Source organism: Bradyrhizobium sp. USDA 376, from assembly GCF_054063675.1.
Map to the genome: position 1 here is coordinate 6,826,620 of NZ_JBSSGN010000001.1, position 17,629 is coordinate 6,844,248.

Consider the following 17,629-nt stretch of genomic DNA (forward strand, 5'->3'; position numbering starts at 1 on the left):
CGATTCATCCAAATCTCATCGCGCTTTAGGGCGTGATCCGAAAAAAAGCGCAGCAATTTTCCCTCGCGACAAACGCGGCACGCGTTTGTACGGAGATCATGCTCCAACAACGATCCAAAGCGCGATGACGATTCGTCCAAATCTCATCGCGCTCTACAGCTGCTGCACGTCCACCACGCCCGCGACCGCCTTGATCGCGCCGGCGATCTGCGGCGAGACCTTGAAGCGGCCGGGCAGCTTCATCTCGACCTCGGTCTCGAGGTCCAGCATCATCACCAGCGAGACCTCGCCGTCGCCATTGGAGCGCGGCGCAATCCCGGGACTGCCGACCTTCGGCGCGGCGCCGTTCGAGGCCGCGGCATCGGGACCGGCAAGGCGCTTGGCGATCGAGTCCAGCGGCTTGGTGTCGCGCAGGAAGATGCGCAGGCCCTTCTGCGTCTTGGCCGCGGCGTCATCGAGCGGCTCGGCATGCAGCACGCGCGCGCGCACATCCTCGCCCTGGAGCTCGGCACCGAGCTGGAGCAGCACGGCGGCGCCCGGCTCCAGCACGTCGCGATATTGTGCGAGCCCTTCCGAGAACAGCACCGCCTCGAAATGCCCGGTCGGGTCCGACAGGCCCATGATGCCCATCTTGTTGCCGGTCTTGGTGCGCCGCTCCATGCGCGACACAACGGTCGCCGCGACCTTGCCGGCGGTGGCGCCGGTCTTCACCGCGCGCGAGAACTCGGCCCAGCTCTGCACCCGCAGCCGCTTCAGTACGGTGGCGTAATCGTCGAGCGGATGTCCCGACAGGAAGAAGCCGATCGCGTCGTACTCGCGGCGCAGCCGCTCGGCCGGCAGCCACGCCTCGATCTGCGGCAGCATGATGGTCGGCGCATCGGCCGAGCTGCCGAACATGTCGTTCTGGCCGATGGTCGCGGCTTCATGCGCGCGCTGGCAGGCGGCGAGGATCGCGTCCGCACCGGCGAAGACCCGCGCCCGGTTCGGCTCCAGCGTGTCGAAGGCACCGGCTGCGGCGAGACTCTCGATGATGCGCTTGTTGATCGCGCGCGGATTGACGCGCGCGGCGAAATCGGCGAGCGAGGTGAACAGGCCGCCTCTCGTGCGCTCCTCGATGATCTGGTCGATGGCCTGGATGCCGACGCCCTTGAGCGCGGCGAGCGCGTAGTAGATGGTCTTCTCGCCGACATCGAAGGTCGCGCCCGAGCGGTTGACGTTCGGCGGCTCGACCTTGATGCCGAGGCGCTGCGCCTCCGAGCGGAATTCGGAGAGCTTGTCGGTGTTGTTGAGATCGAGCGTCATCGACGCTGCGATGAATTCCACCGGATAATGCGCCTTCATGTAGGCCGTGTGGTAGGACACCAGCGCATAGGCCGCCGCGTGGCTCTTGTTGAAGCCGTAGTCGGCGAATTTTGCGAGCAGCTCAAAGATGGTCTCGGCCTGCCCTTTCGGCACGCCGTTCTTCACTGCGCCCGCGACGAAGATGTCGCGCTGCTTGTCCATCTCGGCGCGGATCTTCTTGCCCATGGCGCGGCGCAAGAGGTCGGCGTCGCCGAGCGAATAGCCCGACATCACCTGAGCGATCTGCATCACCTGTTCCTGGTAGATGATGACGCCGAAGGTTTCCTTCAGGATCGGCTCCAGAACGGGGTGCAGATATTCCGGCTCCTCGTCGCCATGCTTGCGCGAGCAATAGGTCGGAATGTTCGCCATCGGGCCCGGGCGATAGAGCGCGACCAGCGCGATGATGTCCTCGAAACGGTCGGGACGCATGTCGACCAGCGCGCGCCGCATGCCCTGGCTTTCAACCTGGAACACGCCGACCACCTCGCCGCGTGCCAGCATCTGGTAGCTCTCGGCGTCGTCGATCGGCAGCGTGGCGAGATCGACATGGATGTCGCGCGGCTTGAGCAGCTTGCAGGCGACGTCGAGCACGGTCAGCGTCTTCAGGCCGAGGAAGTCGAATTTGACGAGGCCCGCCGGCTCGACCCATTTCATGTTGAACTGGGTCACCGGCATGTCCGACTTCGGATCGCGGTACATCGGGACGAGTTCGCTGAGCGGGCGATCGCCGATCACGATGCCGGCCGCGTGGGTCGAGGCGTGCCGAGTCAGGCCTTCGAGGCGCTGGGCGATGTCGAAGGCACGCGCCACCACCGGATCTTCGTCGCGGAATGCCTGCAGCTTCGGCTCGCTCTCGATCGCAGCGGCCAGCGTCACCGGCGCGGCCGGATTCTGCGGCACCAGTTTCGTCAGCTTGTCGACCTGGCCATAGGGCATTTGCAGCACGCGGCCGACGTCGCGCAGCACGCCGCGCGCCTGCAGTGTACCGAAGGTGATGATCTGCGCGACCTGATCGCGGCCGTAGCGCTCCTGGACGTACTTGATCACCTCGCCTCGCCGATCCTGGCAGAAGTCGATGTCGAAGTCCGGCATCGAGACGCGTTCCGGATTGAGGAAGCGCTCGAACAGCAGGCCGAACTTGATCGGGTCGAGATCGGTAATGGTCAGCGCCCACGCCACCAGCGAGCCTGCGCCGGAGCCGCGGCCCGGCCCAACCGGAATGCCGTGCGCCTTGGCCCATTTGATGAAGTCGGACACGATCAGGAAGTAGCCCGCGTACTTCATGCGCATGATGACGTCGAGTTCGAACGCCAGGCGCTTGTTGTAGTCCTCGTCCGTCGTGCCCTGCGACAGGCCGTGCACGCGCAGGCGGTTGGCGAGCCCCTCCTCCGCCTGCCGCTTCAGTTCGGCCGCCTCGACCGCGGCGGCGTCCGAGCTCGCCGCGGCGCCGACCGTGAAGAACGGCAGGATCGGCTTGCGCGTCATCGGGCGGAACGAGCAGCGCTCTGCGATCTCGACCGTGGACGCCAGCGCCTCCGGAATGTCCGCGAACAGCACCGCCATCTCGGCGCGGGTCTTGAACCGGTGATCGGGGGTGAGCTGCACGCGATCGGTCTCGGCGATCAGCCGGCCGCCGGCGATGCACAGCAGCGCGTCATGCGCCTCATAGTCGTCGGTCGCGGCGAAATACGGCTCGTTGGTCGCAACCAGCGGCAGGCCCTTCGCATAGGCGATGTCGATCAAGCCGCTTTCGACGCGCCGCTCCTTGTCGATGTTGTGGCGCTGCAATTCGATGTAGAGCCGATCGCCGAACAGGCCCGCCAGACGCTCGCAGCGCGCCGCCGCGAGTTCGGCCATACCGCCGGCAAGCGCCAGCGAGATCGGCCCGTCCGGACCGCCCGTGAGCGCGATCACGCCCTCGGTCTCGCCGTCGAGCCAGTCGAACTTGATGAACGGGGCATGGCTGTCGGGTGATTCCAGGAACGCCCGCGAATTCAGCCGCATCAGGCTGCGGTAGCCGCGCTCCTGCGCCGCCAGCAGCACGACGCGCGACGGCCCCATCGCATTGCGCGCGTTCGGGTCCTGATCGCCGAAGTCGATCGCAAGCTCGCAGCCGACGATCGGCTGGATTCCGGAGCCCGCCATCTTGTCGGAGAACTCCAGTGCCCCGAACAGATTGTCGGTGTCGGTCAGCGCCAGCGCGGGCTGGTGGTCTTTCTTCGCAAGCTCGGCGAGCTTGGCGATCTTGATCGAGCCCTTGAGCAGCGAATAGGCCGAGTGAACGTGAAGGTGGACAAATCCGGCGCTCGGCATGGTCGCGTGACGGCCTCTTGCAGATGAGATGGAGCGGTCGCCGGCTCCTCAAGGCATCATGCACTCGCCCGGCCGACTCGCCTCACAATGGTGGGGTCTCATAGCTCCAGAGTCCACGCCGGAGCGGCCGCTTCGCCGCGTCGTCCCGCTTTTCCCCAACCAGGCCTTCCCGGAGCTGCGGAATCAGAGCTGCGGTATGACCTGGGCCCAGATCGCGATCATCCCGACGAACAGGGTGATGGACGCCAGTGCAGCCGCCTCTTCCACGAAAATCCTGAACATGGTCTCGCTCCCTTGCTAGAACGTATAGAGAACATTGTTCTCATTTCGTTCACGGGAGTCAAGCAATCTCGGCGTTCTCGAAACGGGATGGTTAACTCGCTGAATTCACGCAATAAAAAAGCCCCGGCCGACGGCCGGGGCTTTCGACGAGCGCTCGCAAAGAGCGATCGGTATCAGTAACGGCCGAGGATCGGGCCGCCGAACTTGTAGTTCAGGCGGACGAGGCCCATGTCGACGTCCTGACGGATGCGCTCGCTGCCAGCGAAACCGGCAAAGGTCACGTCCTTGTCGGACAGGAAGATGTGGTTGTACTCGACGCCAACCGACCAGTTCGGAGCGAAGCCGTACTCGAGGCCAGCACCGACCGTGCCACCCCAGCGGGTTTGGCTGGTCGAAGCGAGCAGCGGGCCGGCCACGTCGTAGATCTCGTACTTGTCGCTGACCACAGCCGCGCCGCCCTTCACGTAGATGAGGACGTTGTTCCAGGCATAACCGACCTGGCCGGTGATCAGGCCGAACGCATCCATCTTCGTGCGGTTGCGAGTGGCGAACAGCGCGCTCAGATTGTCGCCGGAGAAGTCGGCCCAGTTGCCCTGGCCTTCCACGCCGAACACCCACTGGCCCGACTGCCAGCGATAGCCGATCTGGCCACCGACCGTGCCGCCGGTCGCATCGTGCGAGCCTTCACGACCAACGCCGACGAAATCCCAGGTCGCGTGCGACGAACCACCGCCGCCGTTGATGCCGATGTAGAAGCCGCTCCAGTCGTAGATCGCGGCAACCATCGCAGGCGGCGCCTTGGTGTACGGCCGGGCCGCGAGATCGGCAGCCAGCGCCGGTGCAGCTGCGCTGAGCGCGACGAGGCTCACAGCGGCAAGCAACAAATTCTTCTTCATTTCAATCCCGTTCCAGTTTCGTCGTTAGGCCCCCTGGCCGTGCCGTCGTCTTAACAGCGATCGACGGAATTGCTGTAACCTCGACGCAACAGTTCACGCCAAAGGCCCGCGCTTCATTAATGAAGATTTATCGGAGCGCGCTGGAAACCCTTTGAAACAAGAGTTTTCAGCACTTCCAATGTCGACAACGCGAGATAAACTGCATGCGCGCGTAACATCGTCGCGCGCACAATTGTGTGATTGGAGATTTCGAAATGCGAGCACGAATTGCTTTCCTCATTGCCGCCACATTTTCGCTCGCAATCGCCACATTCGCGTTCACGCTGAGCGCAAGCACGCCCGCACGCGCATTCGGTACGCATCACGCGTTCTGCCTCACGGGTGATGAATGGCCGGCGCTGAGCAATTGCAGGTTCGATACTTACGCGCAGTGTCAGGCGAGCGCATCGGGCCGCGCGCTGACCTGCATCGCCAATCCCTATTTCGGGGGACAGAGTGATGATCCCTACGCCTATCAGAATCGTCCGCGCACGCTGGCGCCGGGCTACTTGTTGTCGCGCTGAAATGCGCAGCGCCTGGCTTGCACTCGTTGCGACCGGCGCACTCTTCGTGAGCGCGAGTTGCGTCGCGAATCCCTATTTTTCGCAGCGGAGGCCGGCTCGCCGGTCGAACCGCTCCGGCTAGTTGTTGGCACACGCAAATCGGGACGCTGATATGCGGCTTGCCCTGCGCTGGGCCTTACGTGTTGACGCAGACTGATCCGGGTTTAAGTACGACGGAGAAATCTTGCAGGGATGGCGACGTTCGCTGGGCTGGTTCCCGTTGCCGCCACCAATGCAGGACTCATGACGACCTCGCCTCACGCGACCTCGCCCCGCGCCAATTCAACCGCGGCCGCTAATCCCCCTCACCTCGCCATCGTCCTCGTCTCGCTCGCGATGGGCGGCTTTGCGATCGGGACCACCGAATTCGCCTCGATGAGCCTGTTGCCGTTCTTCGCCGCCGACCTCCACGTCGACGAGCCGACCGCGGGGCACGCCATCAGCGCCTACGCGCTCGGCGTCGTGCTGGGCGCGCCGCTGATCGCGGTGCTGGGTGCGCGCTTCGCCCGGCGCACGCAGCTGCTCGTCCTGATGGCCGTGTTCGCGCTCGGCAACGCGCTCACCGCACTCGCGCCCGGCTTCGGCTGGATGATCGCGGCGCGCTTCCTCTCGGGGGTTCCACATGGCGCCTATTTCGGCATCGCCGCGCTCGTTGCAGCTTCCCTGGTTCCGCAACAGCGCCGTTCGCAGGCGATCGGCCAGGTGATGCTCGGCCTGACCAGCGCCACCATCATCGGCGTGCCCCTGGCCAACCTGATCGGCCAGGCGGCCGGCTGGCGCGCGAGTTTCGGTCTCGTGTCGGTGCTGGCGCTGCTCACGGTGCTGCTGTGCGCCTTGTTCGCGCCACGCGACCGGGCGGGCCGGTCGGATCCACTACGGGAGCTCGGCGCCCTCAGAAGCGGCCGCGTCTGGATCACGCTGGCGATCGGCGCCATCGGCTTCGGCGGCATGTTCGCCGTCTACACCTATCTTGCGACGACGCTGATCGAGGTCACCAAAGTCAGCCCCGCGGCCATTCCGTTCTTCCTCGCCGTATTCGGCGTCGGCGCCACGCTCGGCAATCTGTTCGTGCCGCGCTTTGCGGATCGCGCCCTGATGCCGACGGCGGGCATCATCCTGCTGTTTGCTATGGTCGCACTCCTGGTGTTTCCGCTTGTCGCCCACAATCCCTGGCTCCTGGCGGCAGACATCTTCGCGATCGGCGCCAGCGTCTCGCTCGGCGCCATTCTCCAGACGCGGCTGATGGACGTCGCGGGTGATGCACAGGCGCTCGCGGCCGCGCTGAACCATTCGGCGTTCAACACCGCCAATGCGCTCGGCCCGTTCCTGGGCGGCCTCGCGATCCGCGAAGGGCTCGGCTGGACCTCCACCGGTCCCGTCGGTGCTGCACTCGCGCTTCTCGGTTTGCTGATCTGGGCCGTCGCCCGGCGCGATACCGGGTCTGCATCGGCCGAGGTCGCCTCATCGCGCGACGCTGCTCCGCTCGCGCCGTCGCTGGCGCCGGACCATCGAAGCCGTTCGGCCGCTCACGAGAATCTGCCCGCCCGGACGTCAGCGAAATAAACGCGAATTGGGGCGCCACCGCAAGTTGTGAAAGCGCCGAGGGTCGTATAGCGTCGATATCGATTTGCACCGCATAGTCGATCATTTTCATGCTCGCCCGTACCCTGCTCGTCGTCGCCGCGCTGTCGCTTCCCGCTGCATTGCGCGCGGAAACGCCGGCGGTGAAAGTTGGATTTGCGCCCAAGCTGACGATCTATCTCGCCAAGGGGGCGCCTGATGCGTGCGGGCCGGGCTGCGACCGCTGGATCGCCATCGAGGGCGAGATCGATGGGGATGCCGCCCCGCGCATTCGCCGCTTCCTCGCCGCCGTCAAGGACACGCAGCGTCCGATCTATCTCTATTCACCCGGCGGGAACGTGGAGCAGTCCTACGCGATCGCGCGGTTGCTGCGCAGCCGCAAGGCGATCGCCCGGGTCGGCCGCACCATCGTCACGGCGTGCGCGGCGGACACACAGGTGGACGCGGCCTGCCTGAAGGTGAAGAACGCAAACGGCGAGGTCGAGGCGGAGCTCACCACCCGCAAGGCGATGTGCAACTCGGCCTGCGGTTACCTGTTCATTGGGGCGACATCCCGCGAGGTGGCCCCCGACGCGGCGCTGGCGGTCCATAACTCCAGACTGATCCTGCGCTTTCGGGGGGATCCGCCCCCACAGGTGGTCGCCGAGGCGAGGCAGCGCCGAATGGCGAGCGCCGATCGCGACCGCACTGCGTTCATCGCGTCGATGGGCATCAGCCGTGAGCTTGACGCCCTGATCCGGACCGTGAAGTTCGAGAGCCTGCACGTGCTGACGCGAGCCGAACTCTATCGTTTCGGGATCGACACGCGACCGCTCGCTGAAACGGCGTGGAAGCTGGAGAAGGACGCGCGACCGTACGTCCGCAAGATCGCCGTGATGAAGAAGGAGAACGACTCGTCGTTCCGGACCATGGAGTGGCGCCTGTCGTGCGAAAGCAGGACGCGCGTGCCGCTATGGTTCGCAGCCGAAATCGACGAGGCGTCCGCCGGCAAGAGCACGATCCTGATGACGGCGGACGCCGCCACGGACAAGGCGGCCGGAGGACCACCGCTGCGATCCGGCAAATACGAGGTCTGGCGCGGCAGTATCGACGCCGACATGGTCCAGGCGATCCTGGCCTCCCGCTCCCTCCATGTCCGCGAAACCACGACGATGCCCGAAGACAAGACGGACGAGACGAAATTCGACATCGACCTGACGGGCCTCGCGCCGGCGTGGACGCAGCTCAAGTCATCCTGTGCCTTGTCGGCGCTCAGCCCGATCAGCCCCTGGCCGGCCACGGTGCCGAACGTCGGCGCAACGTCTCCGGCTGCCGCGGCGCCGTAAGCGCGGGGGCCGAAGCGTCCCCTTGCGATATATAGACCAACTGGTCTATATATCCGCGATGGCCCGCCAGACCCCAGTGCAATCGCCCCGCGGCCGACCGCGAAGTTTCGACATGGACGCCGCCGTCGAATGCGCGATGGACGTGTTCTGGTCGCGCGGCTACCACGCCACGGCGCTGCCGGACCTTCTTCGCGCGACCAAACTGTCGCGCGGCAGCCTTTACGCCGCGTTCGGCGACAAGCACTCGCTGTTCTTGCTCGCGCTCGATCGCTACATCGCCGATGCCGTCGCGCGGATGGACGTCGAACTCGCCCCCCGCAGGGATCCGGTCGATGGCTTGCGGGCTTTCCTTGCCGGCTATGTCGACCGCACCAGCGGCGCCCATGGACGCCGCGGCTGCCTGCTCGTGGCCACAGCCATGGAACTGGCCGGGCAGGACGCCGAGGTCGCGCGGCGCGCCGCGGCCTTCTTCAAGACGATGGAGACCAGGCTGGTGGACGCATTGTCCCGTGCCAAGACGGCGGGCAAGCTGGCCGACGGCGTCGAGCCTGCAAGCGCCGCCCGCATTCTCGTCTGTTTCGTCGAAGGGCTGCGCGTGGTCAGCAAGACGGCGCCGGCACGGGCCGCATCGCAAACCACCGCCGACGCCCTTCTCGACCGCTTCGTGAGGTGACCACCCGCAGATGCCCTTCGGCTTCGGCGCGTCGAAATTTAGACCGATCGGTCTTGAAAGGAACAATGCGATGTCTGCGATCCAGATCGTCTGCGCCGTGGCCGTTCCCCTGCTCTGGGGTTATCAGTTCGTGGTCATCAAGGTGGGCGTCGCGGAGTTTCCGCCGCTCTTCTTCCTCGCCCTGCGCTTTCTGGCGATCGCGCTGCTGCTCGTTCCGTTCGTCAAGAGGCCCACGCGTGAGCAGCTCGGCCCTGTCGCAGCGATCTCGATTTTCCTCGGTGGGCTGAACTTCGGGCTGTTCTATGTCGGCCTTGGGCTCGGCTCGGGAAGCATGTCGGCCGTCGCCTATCAGCTCGCCCCGCCCTTCACCGTCCTGCTGGCCTGGCCGCTGCTCGCGGAACGGCCGTCGCTCGCCAGCTCCGCCGGCGTGGCGCTCGCATTCCTCGGCGTGATCGTGCTGGCAGCAGGGCCCGACCTGTCGGCAAAACCGCTTCCGCTGCTGCTGGTGATCGGGGCCGCCTTCGCATTCGCCGTGTCCAACGTCCTGACGAAGCGCTACGGGCCTTTCGATCCCCTGATGTTGATGGGATGGTCGTCGCTGCTCACGGTGCCGCAGGTGATGCTGATGTCGCTGCTGCTGGAATACGGCCAGGCGACGAGCCTCGGCACGGCGGATCGACGTGGCTGGCTGGCGCTCGCCTACACCATCTTCATCGGCGGAATTGTCGGGTTTGGCCTTTGGTTCTGGCTGATCGCCCGTTGCTCCATGGGCCGCGTCGCTCCGTTCGGCCTGCTGCTTCCGGTGTTCGCCCTGATGTCGAGCGTGATGTTCCTCGGCGAGCGGGTGACCCCGAAGCTGATCGTCGGCGGGCTGATCGCAATCTCCGGCGTCGCCATGACGCAAATGAAACTGGAACGTTCAAGTGGCCTGAAACCGGCGTCCCGGGAACGAAGCCACTCTCCTTGATCCTAAATTCCGCTGGCGATTCACATAGCCTAATGCGCACCGCGCGGCAAAACGTCAAAATCGTGTCCGGGATGAGGGCAACACGATGACGATGGATCGCGTCGAACGGGCATTCATCGCGACAGCGATGCTGGGGTTCCTGGTAATGCTGGGGGCGATCATATGGATGATGGTGGCTTGACGGACTCCTCGTTGCGCCAAGCCTTGTCGCAAGGCTTGTCGCAAGCCTTGCCCTATCTCGGGATTGCCCTCTGCATTGGCGTGGCTGCGTGGCTGACCTGGAGCCGCTTGCTCTAAAGCCGCGACGTTGCCCTCATGCCTTTGGCTTCCCGATCAGCCCGGCCAAGCCGCGGACCAACGCCGCGACGTCGATCGGCTTTTCCCAGAGCATCACGTCGTGAAATTGCGGAGCGATGCTGACCTTGTCGTAGCCGGTCGTGAACACGAACGGCACCTGACGCGCCTTAAGCTCCTGGGCAACGGGAAACACCATTTCGCCGCGGATGTTCACGTCAAGCACCGCGCCGTCGAGAACGCGGCCGTCGGTCAGGATCGGGAGCGCATCGTCGATCTGGCCGACCGGTCCGGCGATCTCCGCCCCCGCTGAGCGTAGCGCGCGGGTGATGTCGTCGGCGAGGAAATACTCGTCCTCGAGCACAAGGATACGACGTCCAGACAAGGGCGCGTGCCTTCGCGACAACGTCGGCGATAGCGCCATGTTTCCTCCAGTACCCCCCAGTGAATTGATAGGAACATAGGCCTCAAGGCCGTCTTGGTGCAAACGAAGCATTGAATGGCGGGTTCCATGAGCAACCGCGACATCATCGTCATCGGCGGCTCCTCCGGGGCCACGGCGCCGCTGAAGCAGATTCTGGCGGGTTTGCATCCGGATGTTCCGGCAGCTGTCTTCATTGTCCTCCACCTTCCTGTGCAGGGCATCGGCATCCTGTCCACCGTCGCCGCTGCCGCCGGGAGGCTCCCGGTGCATCAGGCCGTCGACGGCATGAAGTTCGAGCGCGGCCACGTCTATCTCGGCGCCCCCGACCATCATTTGCTGCTGTCAGGCGATCGTATCCGGCTCGGGCGCGGCCCGCGCGAGAACATGGTGCGGCCCGCGATCGACGCGCTGTTTCGGTCGGCCGCGCTGCATCACGGTCCACGCGTGATCGGAGTGGTGCTGAGTGGATTGCTCTCGGACGGCGCCGCCGGCCTGAACGCGATCAAGCGCTGCGGCGGAATGACGATCGTGCAGGACCCGTCGGAGGCGATCGCGGCGGAGATGCCGCAGCACGCCCTGGAAGCGACCACGGCCGACCTTTGCGTGCCCGCCGCGCGGCTCGGCGACGTCCTCTCCGATCTCGCCCGGGAACCGCCGGGTCTCGCATGTCCGATCGCTCCGGATATCCGCCTGGAGGTGGAGATCGCCGCGGGCGAAAGGATTGGCAGCGCGATCCTGGCCGACATCGCCGATCCGGCGGCGCTGACCTGCCCCGGTTGCGGCGGAGTTCTCTCCCAAGTGAAAGAAGCGCGTCCCATGCGGTTTCGCTGTCAAGTCGGCCACGCCTATACCGCGGATGCCCTCGCCAAGGAGCAGGAAGGGCAAGTCGACGAGGCCCTGCGCGTCGCGCTCAGGATCATCGAGGAGCGGGCCGAGCTGGTGCAGCGCATGGCCGCGGACGGCCGTCGCAGCGGCAGGTCGGCAGTGGCCGACATGTACGAGCTGCGCGCGGCCGAGTATCGCGAATATGCCGACATGATCCGGCGCGTCGTGCTACAATCGCTTGATCCTCCCGGCCAGCGAGGGAAGTGAGAAACTTCGCCATGGCAGTATCCCTTACCGAGCGTACAAGGCAACTCCGCGACGAGCAGCGCCTTCTGGTGAAAGCCGATCTCGATATCGACGAGGGCTGGCAACGCGTCCGCAGACAGGAGGATCGGGTGCGGGAGTTGCAAGCCGGTGGATACGACTGCCGGCAGGCGGAACGGCTGGTGGAGCTGCTCAAGCAGACCCTTGTGGAGTGGGAGCGGCACCGCACCCTGATCGTTGAAAGAGTGAACTACCTCCAGCAGGAGGTCGATCCGGTGCCGCCGGCGGCCGGCTGACCGGGCAATGGCCCGCGCCGCCGGGCCCGCTCGGGCCTTCGGTCTGCACCATCGGCGCCCCGTCGTAACGGCGAACGTTTCCCGCTTTTAGCTGTTGGGATAACATCGATTTCTGCTATTTGCAGAAACCGGAATCCGTTGGCCCCGGGCAACGAGAGTAGCGGCAATCATGGACGAAGTCGGCAAGACGGCGGGGGAGCCGGAGCCTCAGGCCAAGGCCCCGCTGGTCATCGGCGTGGGGGCGTCGGCCGGTGCAATCGACAGCATCGAGCGGTTCTTCGCCAAGCTGACATTGGGCAACGACCAGGCCGTCGTCCTTGTCCTCCAGAATGCCGAGGCGCTCGGCGAGGCGCGGTTGCGCGGCATCGTCGAGCGCGCCGACGGCGCGCGTCTTGCCGACATCCGCGATGCGATGGTGGTCGAAGGGGGCGCCATCTATCTCAGCCCCGCGGCCATGATCACCACGATCCAGGACGGGCGTTTTGCAGTGCGCAAGGCCGAACAGGGCCCGGGCGAGCGGGCCACCATCGACAGCTTCCTGGTGTCGCTCGCCGAAGAGCGGGCCGAGCAGTCCATCGGTGTTCTCTTGAACGGGACCGGCGGCGACGGCACGCTTGGCGCGGCCACGCTGAAGGACCATGGCGGCCTCGCCATTGCGGAAAGATTGGCCGGCGACGAATCGTCCGATCATCTGGTCGACAGCAGCAGGCCGGCGGCGATCGCAGATTACGTCCTGCCGCCCGAGGACATCCCGGAGCACATCCAGGTCTATGCCCGCCATCTCCGGCGGCTGGAGGAGAAGCAGGGATTCGACGAGGTCCTGGCTGCGGCGGCGACCTCGCTGTCGCGCATCGCCGATATCCTGCGCAACAAGACCGGCAACGATTTCCACGGCTACAAGCAGAACACCTTCCTGCGCCGCGTGCAGCGGCGCATGCAGGTCGTGCAGATCGAGGAGATCACCTCCTATGTCGACTTCCTGCGCAACGACAAGGACGAGGCCCAGAATCTCTTCAATGACCTTCTGATCGGCGTCACCGAGTTCTTCCGCGACAAGCGCGAGTTCGAAGTGCTCGAGACACAGATCATACCGAAGATTTTCGAGCGCAAGGGAAGCGGCCAGCAGGTTCGCGTCTGGGTGCTGGGCTGCGCCACCGGCGAGGAGGCCTATTCGATCGGCATCCTCCTGCGCGAGCAGATGGCCACGCTCGATTCCGCTCCCCAGGTCCAGATCTTCGCAACCGACATCGACGGCCGGGCGCTCGCGGCCGCCCGCGTCGGGCGCTACCGCACCAATATCGAGCAGGACATGTCTCCCGAGCGCCTGGCGCGCTGGTTCGTGCGCGAGGGCGACACCTATTGCGTGGTGAAGGAATTGCGGGAGATGTGCATCTTCTCCCAGCACAACGTGATCAAGGATGCCCCGTTCTCCAAGCTGGATCTCGTCTCCTGCCGCAACCTGCTGATCTACCTCAACGCGGAACTTCAGAACCGGGTGATCCCGCTATTCCATTTCGCGTTGCTGCCCGAGCGCTTCCTGTTCCTCGGCAATTCCGAGAACGTGACGCGGCACCCGAAGCTGTTTGCACCGGTCGATCGTCGCGCCCGCATCTTCAGGAAGCTCGATACCGGCACGCGGCTGCCGCCGGAGTTTCCCATCTCGACGGCGGCCGGGCGTGCGCCGGTCGAGGTGCCGCCGGTCCGCTCGTTCGGGCCGGACGTGGGCCTCGAACGCCGCGCCCAGCGCATCGCCGAGCGCTATGCGCCCGCTTACGTGATTACGGACGACAATTTCCAGATCCTGCACTTCTCCGGCCGCACCGGACGCTACATCGAGCCGACCGCCGGTGCGGCCTCGCTCGATCTGCTCCAGCTGGTGCATCGCGATCTCAGGCTGGACTTGCGCACCGCCCTCTCCCGCGCCTCGGAAACCAACGAGTCCGCCCATGCCGAGCAGGTTCAGCTCGGCGTCAATGGCCATCGCGTTCTCGTCGACATTACCGTCGAGCCGATCCAGGATGGCGCCGGTGGCCATCGCAATTTCATCGTCCTGTTCAAGGACGGACCGGCGCGGGCCGCCGATGCTCCCGAGAACAATCCCGGCGTGCTGGTGCGGACCGAGCATGTCGAACGTCTCGAAGGCGAATTGCGGGCGACCCGCGCACGTCTCCAGGCAACGATCGAAGAGCTCGAAAGCACCAACGAAGAGCTGAAATCCTCGAACGAGGAATATCAATCGCTCAATGAAGAGCTGCAATCCGCCAACGAGGAGCTGGAGACCTCGCGCGAGGAGCTGCAATCGGTCAACGAGGAATTGACCACCGTCAACGGCGAGCTGGCGCACCGGGTTCAGGAGCTGACCCGCGCCACCAGCGACCTCAAGAACTTCCTCGAAAGCACGCAGATCGCGACCGTCTTCCTCGACAACGATCTGCGCGTCATGAACTTCACCCCCGCGATCACGCACATCCTGCATCTGGTCGAGACCGATGTCGGCCGTCCGATCGCCCACATCAAGGCGCGCATTCCGATCGAGGAGCTCTACGACGACGTGCGCCGCGTCTTGCGCACGCTCGCCAGCGCCGAACGCGAACTGACCGCGCCCGACAGCGGCACGCGCTACATCGTCCGCATCCTGCCCTATCGCAGCATCGACAATTTCATCGCCGGCGTCGTGATCACCTTCATCGACGTCACCGCAATCACGCGCGCAGAGGAGCGGCAGCGCCTTCTCCTCGCCGAGCTTCAGCACCGGGTTCGCAATACGCTGGGCGTGGTGCGGTCGATCGCGCGCCGCTCCGCGGAGACGAACTCCACGGTCGAGGAATACGCCGCCCACCTCGACGGGCGCCTCAATGCCTTCGCGCGTACCCAGGCGCTGGTGACGCGCGATCCGGAGGGCGGCGTCGATCTCGAATATCTGGTGATCGAGGAGCTGCTGGCCTATAATGCCCACGAGGGCGAGCAGGTGCGCGCCTCCGGACCCGCGGTACGCTTCCAGCCGAAGGCGGCGGAGACGTTTGCGCTTGCAATCCACGAGCTTGCGACCAATGCGCTCAAATACGGCGCGTTGAGTCAGCCCGGCGGGCGGCTCGAAATCTCGTGGCGTATCGACGGGGCCATCGAGCCCCCGCAACTGCTGTTCGAATGGCGTGAGCGGAGCGGTCCGGCGGTGACGCCACCGCCGCGCAAGGGTTTTGGCACCGAGCTTCTGGAGCGCACCCTTGCGTTCGAGCTGAAGGGACAGACGACCATGTCGTTCAACGCGTCCGGCCTGATGTGCCTGATCGCGATCCCCCTGACCAGGCGCACCTTCCATACGCCGTCGATGGAGGGATGATGCGTTCTCACGGGACCGATGGCGGTGTGGCGCAGGCGGTCCTTCGCCGCTTCAACGCTTTGCGCCCGCTGGCCGACGAGGACGCCGCTGCGCTGGAGCACGCCATTCTCGAAGGTTTGTTGCGTGCCGGGCCGGGCGAGGACTTGATCGCCGAAGGCGATCCTGTCGACAGCGTCCGCCTCGTGCTCTCGGGCTGGCTGTTCCGCCACAAGACGCTGGAGGACGGGCGTCGGCAGATCGTCAATTTCATCCTGCCGGGCGAGACCTGCGACGCCCACGCCTATCTCCTTTCCACCATCGATCATGCGATCACGACAGCAACACCGGTTGCCTATGCCGAGATCAAGCGCACGCGCTTCGAGCAGCTGATGACGGCTCACCGCACGCTGGCCGAGGCCTTCATGTGCGAGACGCTGCTGAACAGCGCGATCCAGCGTGAATGGATCGTCAACCTCGGCCGGCGGGCGGCCTTCGAGCGCGTGGCCCATCTGTTCTGCGAAATCTTCGAACGGCTTCGACCCGTTGGCCTGGTCGATGGCAACTCCTGCGCGCTTCCGGTGACCCAAACCGATCTGGCCGACGCGACCGGCCTGTCGGTGGTTCACCTCAACCGCACACTCCAGGAGTTGAGGGCGTCCGGCCTTATCGTCCTGAAGGATCGAACCTTGACGATCGGCGATCTCGAGGCGCTCAAGAATGCGGCGATGTATGCGCCTAGCTATCTCCGGCTCTATCATCCGAAGTGAACGATCCTGCGGACGAAGCCTTCAATGCAACGGCTCAAGACGTCCGCCGATGTTCCTGACAGCAGCACTGCCCGACCTGTTGGCTCGAATTTCGCCCGGTATGGCGTTCGTTCCGAGAGGAACGAGTGTGCTGCCATTAGCTTATGTTAATGCGGACGCATCGGGGAAGCTTCGGGGGATGAGGCAGATGCGAGGCGCTAACGCCTTCAAGCGGAACAGTGCCGCTGATGGGCGGTGGAACGCTCGATCCGCTCGCAAAGGACGCATGCTCGCGGCTTGCTGCGGAGCGGCAGAGATCGGCCAACAACGCGCAACGTGAATAGTCGTGGCGCGGAGCGCCGGCGAGCGACTGGCATTGGAGATCTGAGATGCCACGTTACTATTTCGATCTTCGGGACGAGGATGAGTTGGCCCCCGACGAGGAAGGTCTCGAGCTTGCCGGCCTTCGAGCAGCCCAGACCGAGGCCGCGAGGTCATTGGCCGATATGGCGCGAGAGGCGGCCTGCTCGTCCGCTCCCGTGAATGGCAGACACCGCATGGCGATCGAGGTCCGGGACTCCAGCGGCCCGGTGATGCAGGTCAAGTTCACTTTCGAGGTCGAGACGCTGAAGCATTGAAGCCGCCGCTGAAGGCCGGCAGTCGCTCCCTGGTCTTCACGCCTCACACCGGCGTGTAGATCACGAGCTTCAGCGCGGGATCGTCATTGGCCTGGAAGCTCGTGTGCTCGAACCGGAGCAGGCCCCTGGTCGGATGGTTCATGGTCTTGAGGCCCGACGAGGTGCTGCGGATGTCATGCGCCTCCCACCATTTGACGAATTCCGGACTGCCCTGACGCAGCCGCGCGAGCAGCTCGGTAAAGGCGGGATCGCCGGCCCAGACGTCGTGGGTGGCCCGGAACATCGCGACCATGCTCTTGGCGACATCCGTCCAGCCTGCACCATAGAATTTTCGTGTCTGCTTATTCGTCAGCACCAGCAGCAGCGTGTTGCGATCCTGCTCGGGCAGCCTCCCGAAACCGAAGATCTCCTCGGCGGCCTCGTTCCAGGCCAGCACATCCCAGCGCCGCCCGGTGATGTAGGCCGGCTGCGTCAGGCTCTGGATCATCCGCTGGATCGGCGGTGGCACGGTCTCCCGCACGAAGGCGCCCCTCGTGCCGTCGCGCGCCAGCGCCTTGAGATGCGCGTGCTCGGTCTTTGAGAGGCGCAGCGCACGGGCCAGCGCGTCGACGGTGGTGACCGAGGGGCTGACGGTGCGCCCCTGCTCGAGGCGGATGTACCAATCGACGCCGATACCGGCGAGCTGCGCGACCTCCTCGCGGCGCAGGCCCGCGGTGCGCCGGCGGCGGCCCGCCGGGAGCCCGACCGTCTTCGGCGACAGCTTTTCGCGGCGGGACCTGAGGAAGTCGCCGAATTCGACGCGGCGTGGATCGGCCATGATGTCGCTCCCGCGATGGAGGG

14 protein-coding genes are annotated in these 17,629 nt (G+C 65.3%); 10 read left to right on the forward strand and 4 right to left on the reverse strand.

Annotated features, from left to right (window positions below; all coding sequences use genetic code 11):
* Window positions 1-153: 153 nt before the first annotated feature.
* Window positions 154-3,657 carry a DNA polymerase III subunit alpha gene (gene dnaE / locus ACVJ19_RS31770; RefSeq protein WP_453953079.1) on the reverse strand — a complete coding sequence of 1,168 codons (3,504 nt, stop codon included), beginning with the start codon at window positions 3,655-3,657 and terminating at the stop codon, window positions 154-156.
* 455 nt (window positions 3,658-4,112) lie between these two features.
* The gene (locus tag ACVJ19_RS31775) at window positions 4,113-4,835 is read right to left on the reverse strand and encodes an outer membrane protein (protein ID WP_453953080.1); all 723 of its coding nucleotides are present in this window, start codon (window positions 4,833-4,835) and stop codon (window positions 4,113-4,115) included.
* 254 nt (window positions 4,836-5,089) lie between these two features.
* Between ACVJ19_RS31775 and ACVJ19_RS31780 the strand changes: the two genes are divergently transcribed.
* From ACVJ19_RS31780 to ACVJ19_RS31800, 5 genes are all read left to right on the forward strand, one after another.
* Complete coding sequence (locus ACVJ19_RS31780) at window positions 5,090-5,398, forward strand: DUF3551 domain-containing protein (protein WP_453953081.1); 309 nt, start codon at window positions 5,090-5,092, stop codon at window positions 5,396-5,398.
* A gap of 282 nt (window positions 5,399-5,680) precedes the next feature.
* Window positions 5,681-7,000, forward strand: coding sequence for an MFS transporter (locus ACVJ19_RS31785; protein ID WP_453955256.1), 1,320 nt, complete (start codon window positions 5,681-5,683; stop codon window positions 6,998-7,000).
* Between the two features lie 89 nt (window positions 7,001-7,089).
* Window positions 7,090-8,343, forward strand: a complete 1,254-nt coding sequence (locus ACVJ19_RS31790; protein ID WP_453953082.1) for a hypothetical protein — start codon at window positions 7,090-7,092, stop codon at window positions 8,341-8,343.
* Between the two features lie 58 nt (window positions 8,344-8,401).
* Window positions 8,402-9,016, forward strand: a complete 615-nt coding sequence (locus ACVJ19_RS31795) for a TetR/AcrR family transcriptional regulator (protein ID WP_453953083.1) — start codon at window positions 8,402-8,404, stop codon at window positions 9,014-9,016.
* Between the two features lie 70 nt (window positions 9,017-9,086).
* Complete coding sequence (locus tag ACVJ19_RS31800) at window positions 9,087-9,983, forward strand: DMT family transporter (RefSeq protein ID WP_453953084.1); 897 nt, start codon at window positions 9,087-9,089, stop codon at window positions 9,981-9,983.
* 313 nt (window positions 9,984-10,296) lie between these two features.
* On the opposite strand, the gene ACVJ19_RS31805 is transcribed toward ACVJ19_RS31800, so the two are convergent.
* Complete coding sequence (locus tag ACVJ19_RS31805; protein WP_453953085.1) at window positions 10,297-10,773, reverse strand: response regulator; 477 nt, start codon at window positions 10,771-10,773, stop codon at window positions 10,297-10,299.
* Between the two features lie 15 nt (window positions 10,774-10,788).
* Here ACVJ19_RS31805 and ACVJ19_RS31810 point away from each other — a divergent pair, with 15 nt between their 5' ends.
* The 5 genes from ACVJ19_RS31810 to ACVJ19_RS31830 all read left to right on the forward strand — a co-directional run bounded on the left by ACVJ19_RS31810 (window position 10,789) and on the right by ACVJ19_RS31830 (window position 16,789).
* Window positions 10,789-11,793: a chemotaxis protein CheB gene (locus ACVJ19_RS31810; RefSeq protein ID WP_453953086.1), complete on the forward strand. Its 1,005-nt coding sequence runs from the start codon at window positions 10,789-10,791 to the stop codon at window positions 11,791-11,793.
* Between the two features lie 11 nt (window positions 11,794-11,804).
* Window positions 11,805-12,086 (forward strand): hypothetical protein, encoded by a 282-nt coding sequence (locus ACVJ19_RS31815; RefSeq protein ID WP_453953087.1) that lies wholly within the window; start codon window positions 11,805-11,807, stop codon window positions 12,084-12,086.
* A 169-nt stretch (window positions 12,087-12,255) separates the two neighbouring features.
* Window positions 12,256-15,426: a CheR family methyltransferase gene (locus tag ACVJ19_RS31820; protein ID WP_453953088.1), complete on the forward strand. Its 3,171-nt coding sequence runs from the start codon at window positions 12,256-12,258 to the stop codon at window positions 15,424-15,426.
* Window positions 15,423-16,172: a Crp/Fnr family transcriptional regulator gene (locus tag ACVJ19_RS31825; protein WP_453953089.1), complete on the forward strand. Its 750-nt coding sequence runs from the start codon at window positions 15,423-15,425 to the stop codon at window positions 16,170-16,172. Before ACVJ19_RS31820 ends, ACVJ19_RS31825 begins: the two co-directional genes overlap by 4 nt.
* A 368-nt stretch (window positions 16,173-16,540) precedes the next feature.
* Entirely contained in the window at window positions 16,541-16,789 is a 249-nt protein-coding gene (locus ACVJ19_RS31830; protein WP_453953090.1) for a DUF6894 family protein, read from the forward strand.
* A gap of 43 nt (window positions 16,790-16,832) precedes the next feature.
* Here ACVJ19_RS31830 and ACVJ19_RS31835 read toward each other — a convergent pair whose 3' ends face one another.
* Entirely contained in the window at window positions 16,833-17,606 is a 774-nt protein-coding gene (locus ACVJ19_RS31835) for a helix-turn-helix transcriptional regulator (protein ID WP_453953091.1), read from the reverse strand.
* Window positions 17,607-17,629: the final 23 nt, after the last annotated feature.

Coding starts and splice junctions, on each gene's coding strand:
- dnaE (WP_453953079.1), bottom strand. CDS start 3,657: ATGCCGAGCGCCGGATTTGTCCACCTTCACGTTCACTCGGCCTATTCG.
- ACVJ19_RS31775 (WP_453953080.1), bottom strand. CDS start 4,835: ATGAAGAAGAATTTGTTGCTTGCCGCTGTGAGCCTCGTCGCGCTCAGC.
- ACVJ19_RS31780 (WP_453953081.1), top strand. CDS start 5,090: ATGCGAGCACGAATTGCTTTCCTCATTGCCGCCACATTTTCGCTCGCA.
- ACVJ19_RS31785 (WP_453955256.1), top strand. CDS start 5,681: ATGACGACCTCGCCTCACGCGACCTCGCCCCGCGCCAATTCAACCGCG.
- ACVJ19_RS31790 (WP_453953082.1), top strand. CDS start 7,090: ATGCTCGCCCGTACCCTGCTCGTCGTCGCCGCGCTGTCGCTTCCCGCT.
- ACVJ19_RS31795 (WP_453953083.1), top strand. CDS start 8,402: ATGGCCCGCCAGACCCCAGTGCAATCGCCCCGCGGCCGACCGCGAAGT.
- ACVJ19_RS31800 (WP_453953084.1), top strand. CDS start 9,087: ATGTCTGCGATCCAGATCGTCTGCGCCGTGGCCGTTCCCCTGCTCTGG.
- ACVJ19_RS31805 (WP_453953085.1), bottom strand. CDS start 10,773: ATGCTTCGTTTGCACCAAGACGGCCTTGAGGCCTATGTTCCTATCAAT.
- ACVJ19_RS31810 (WP_453953086.1), top strand. CDS start 10,789: ATGAGCAACCGCGACATCATCGTCATCGGCGGCTCCTCCGGGGCCACG.
- ACVJ19_RS31815 (WP_453953087.1), top strand. CDS start 11,805: ATGGCAGTATCCCTTACCGAGCGTACAAGGCAACTCCGCGACGAGCAG.
- ACVJ19_RS31820 (WP_453953088.1), top strand. CDS start 12,256: ATGGACGAAGTCGGCAAGACGGCGGGGGAGCCGGAGCCTCAGGCCAAG.
- ACVJ19_RS31825 (WP_453953089.1), top strand. CDS start 15,423: ATGATGCGTTCTCACGGGACCGATGGCGGTGTGGCGCAGGCGGTCCTT.
- ACVJ19_RS31830 (WP_453953090.1), top strand. CDS start 16,541: ATGCCACGTTACTATTTCGATCTTCGGGACGAGGATGAGTTGGCCCCC.
- ACVJ19_RS31835 (WP_453953091.1), bottom strand. CDS start 17,606: ATGGCCGATCCACGCCGCGTCGAATTCGGCGACTTCCTCAGGTCCCGC.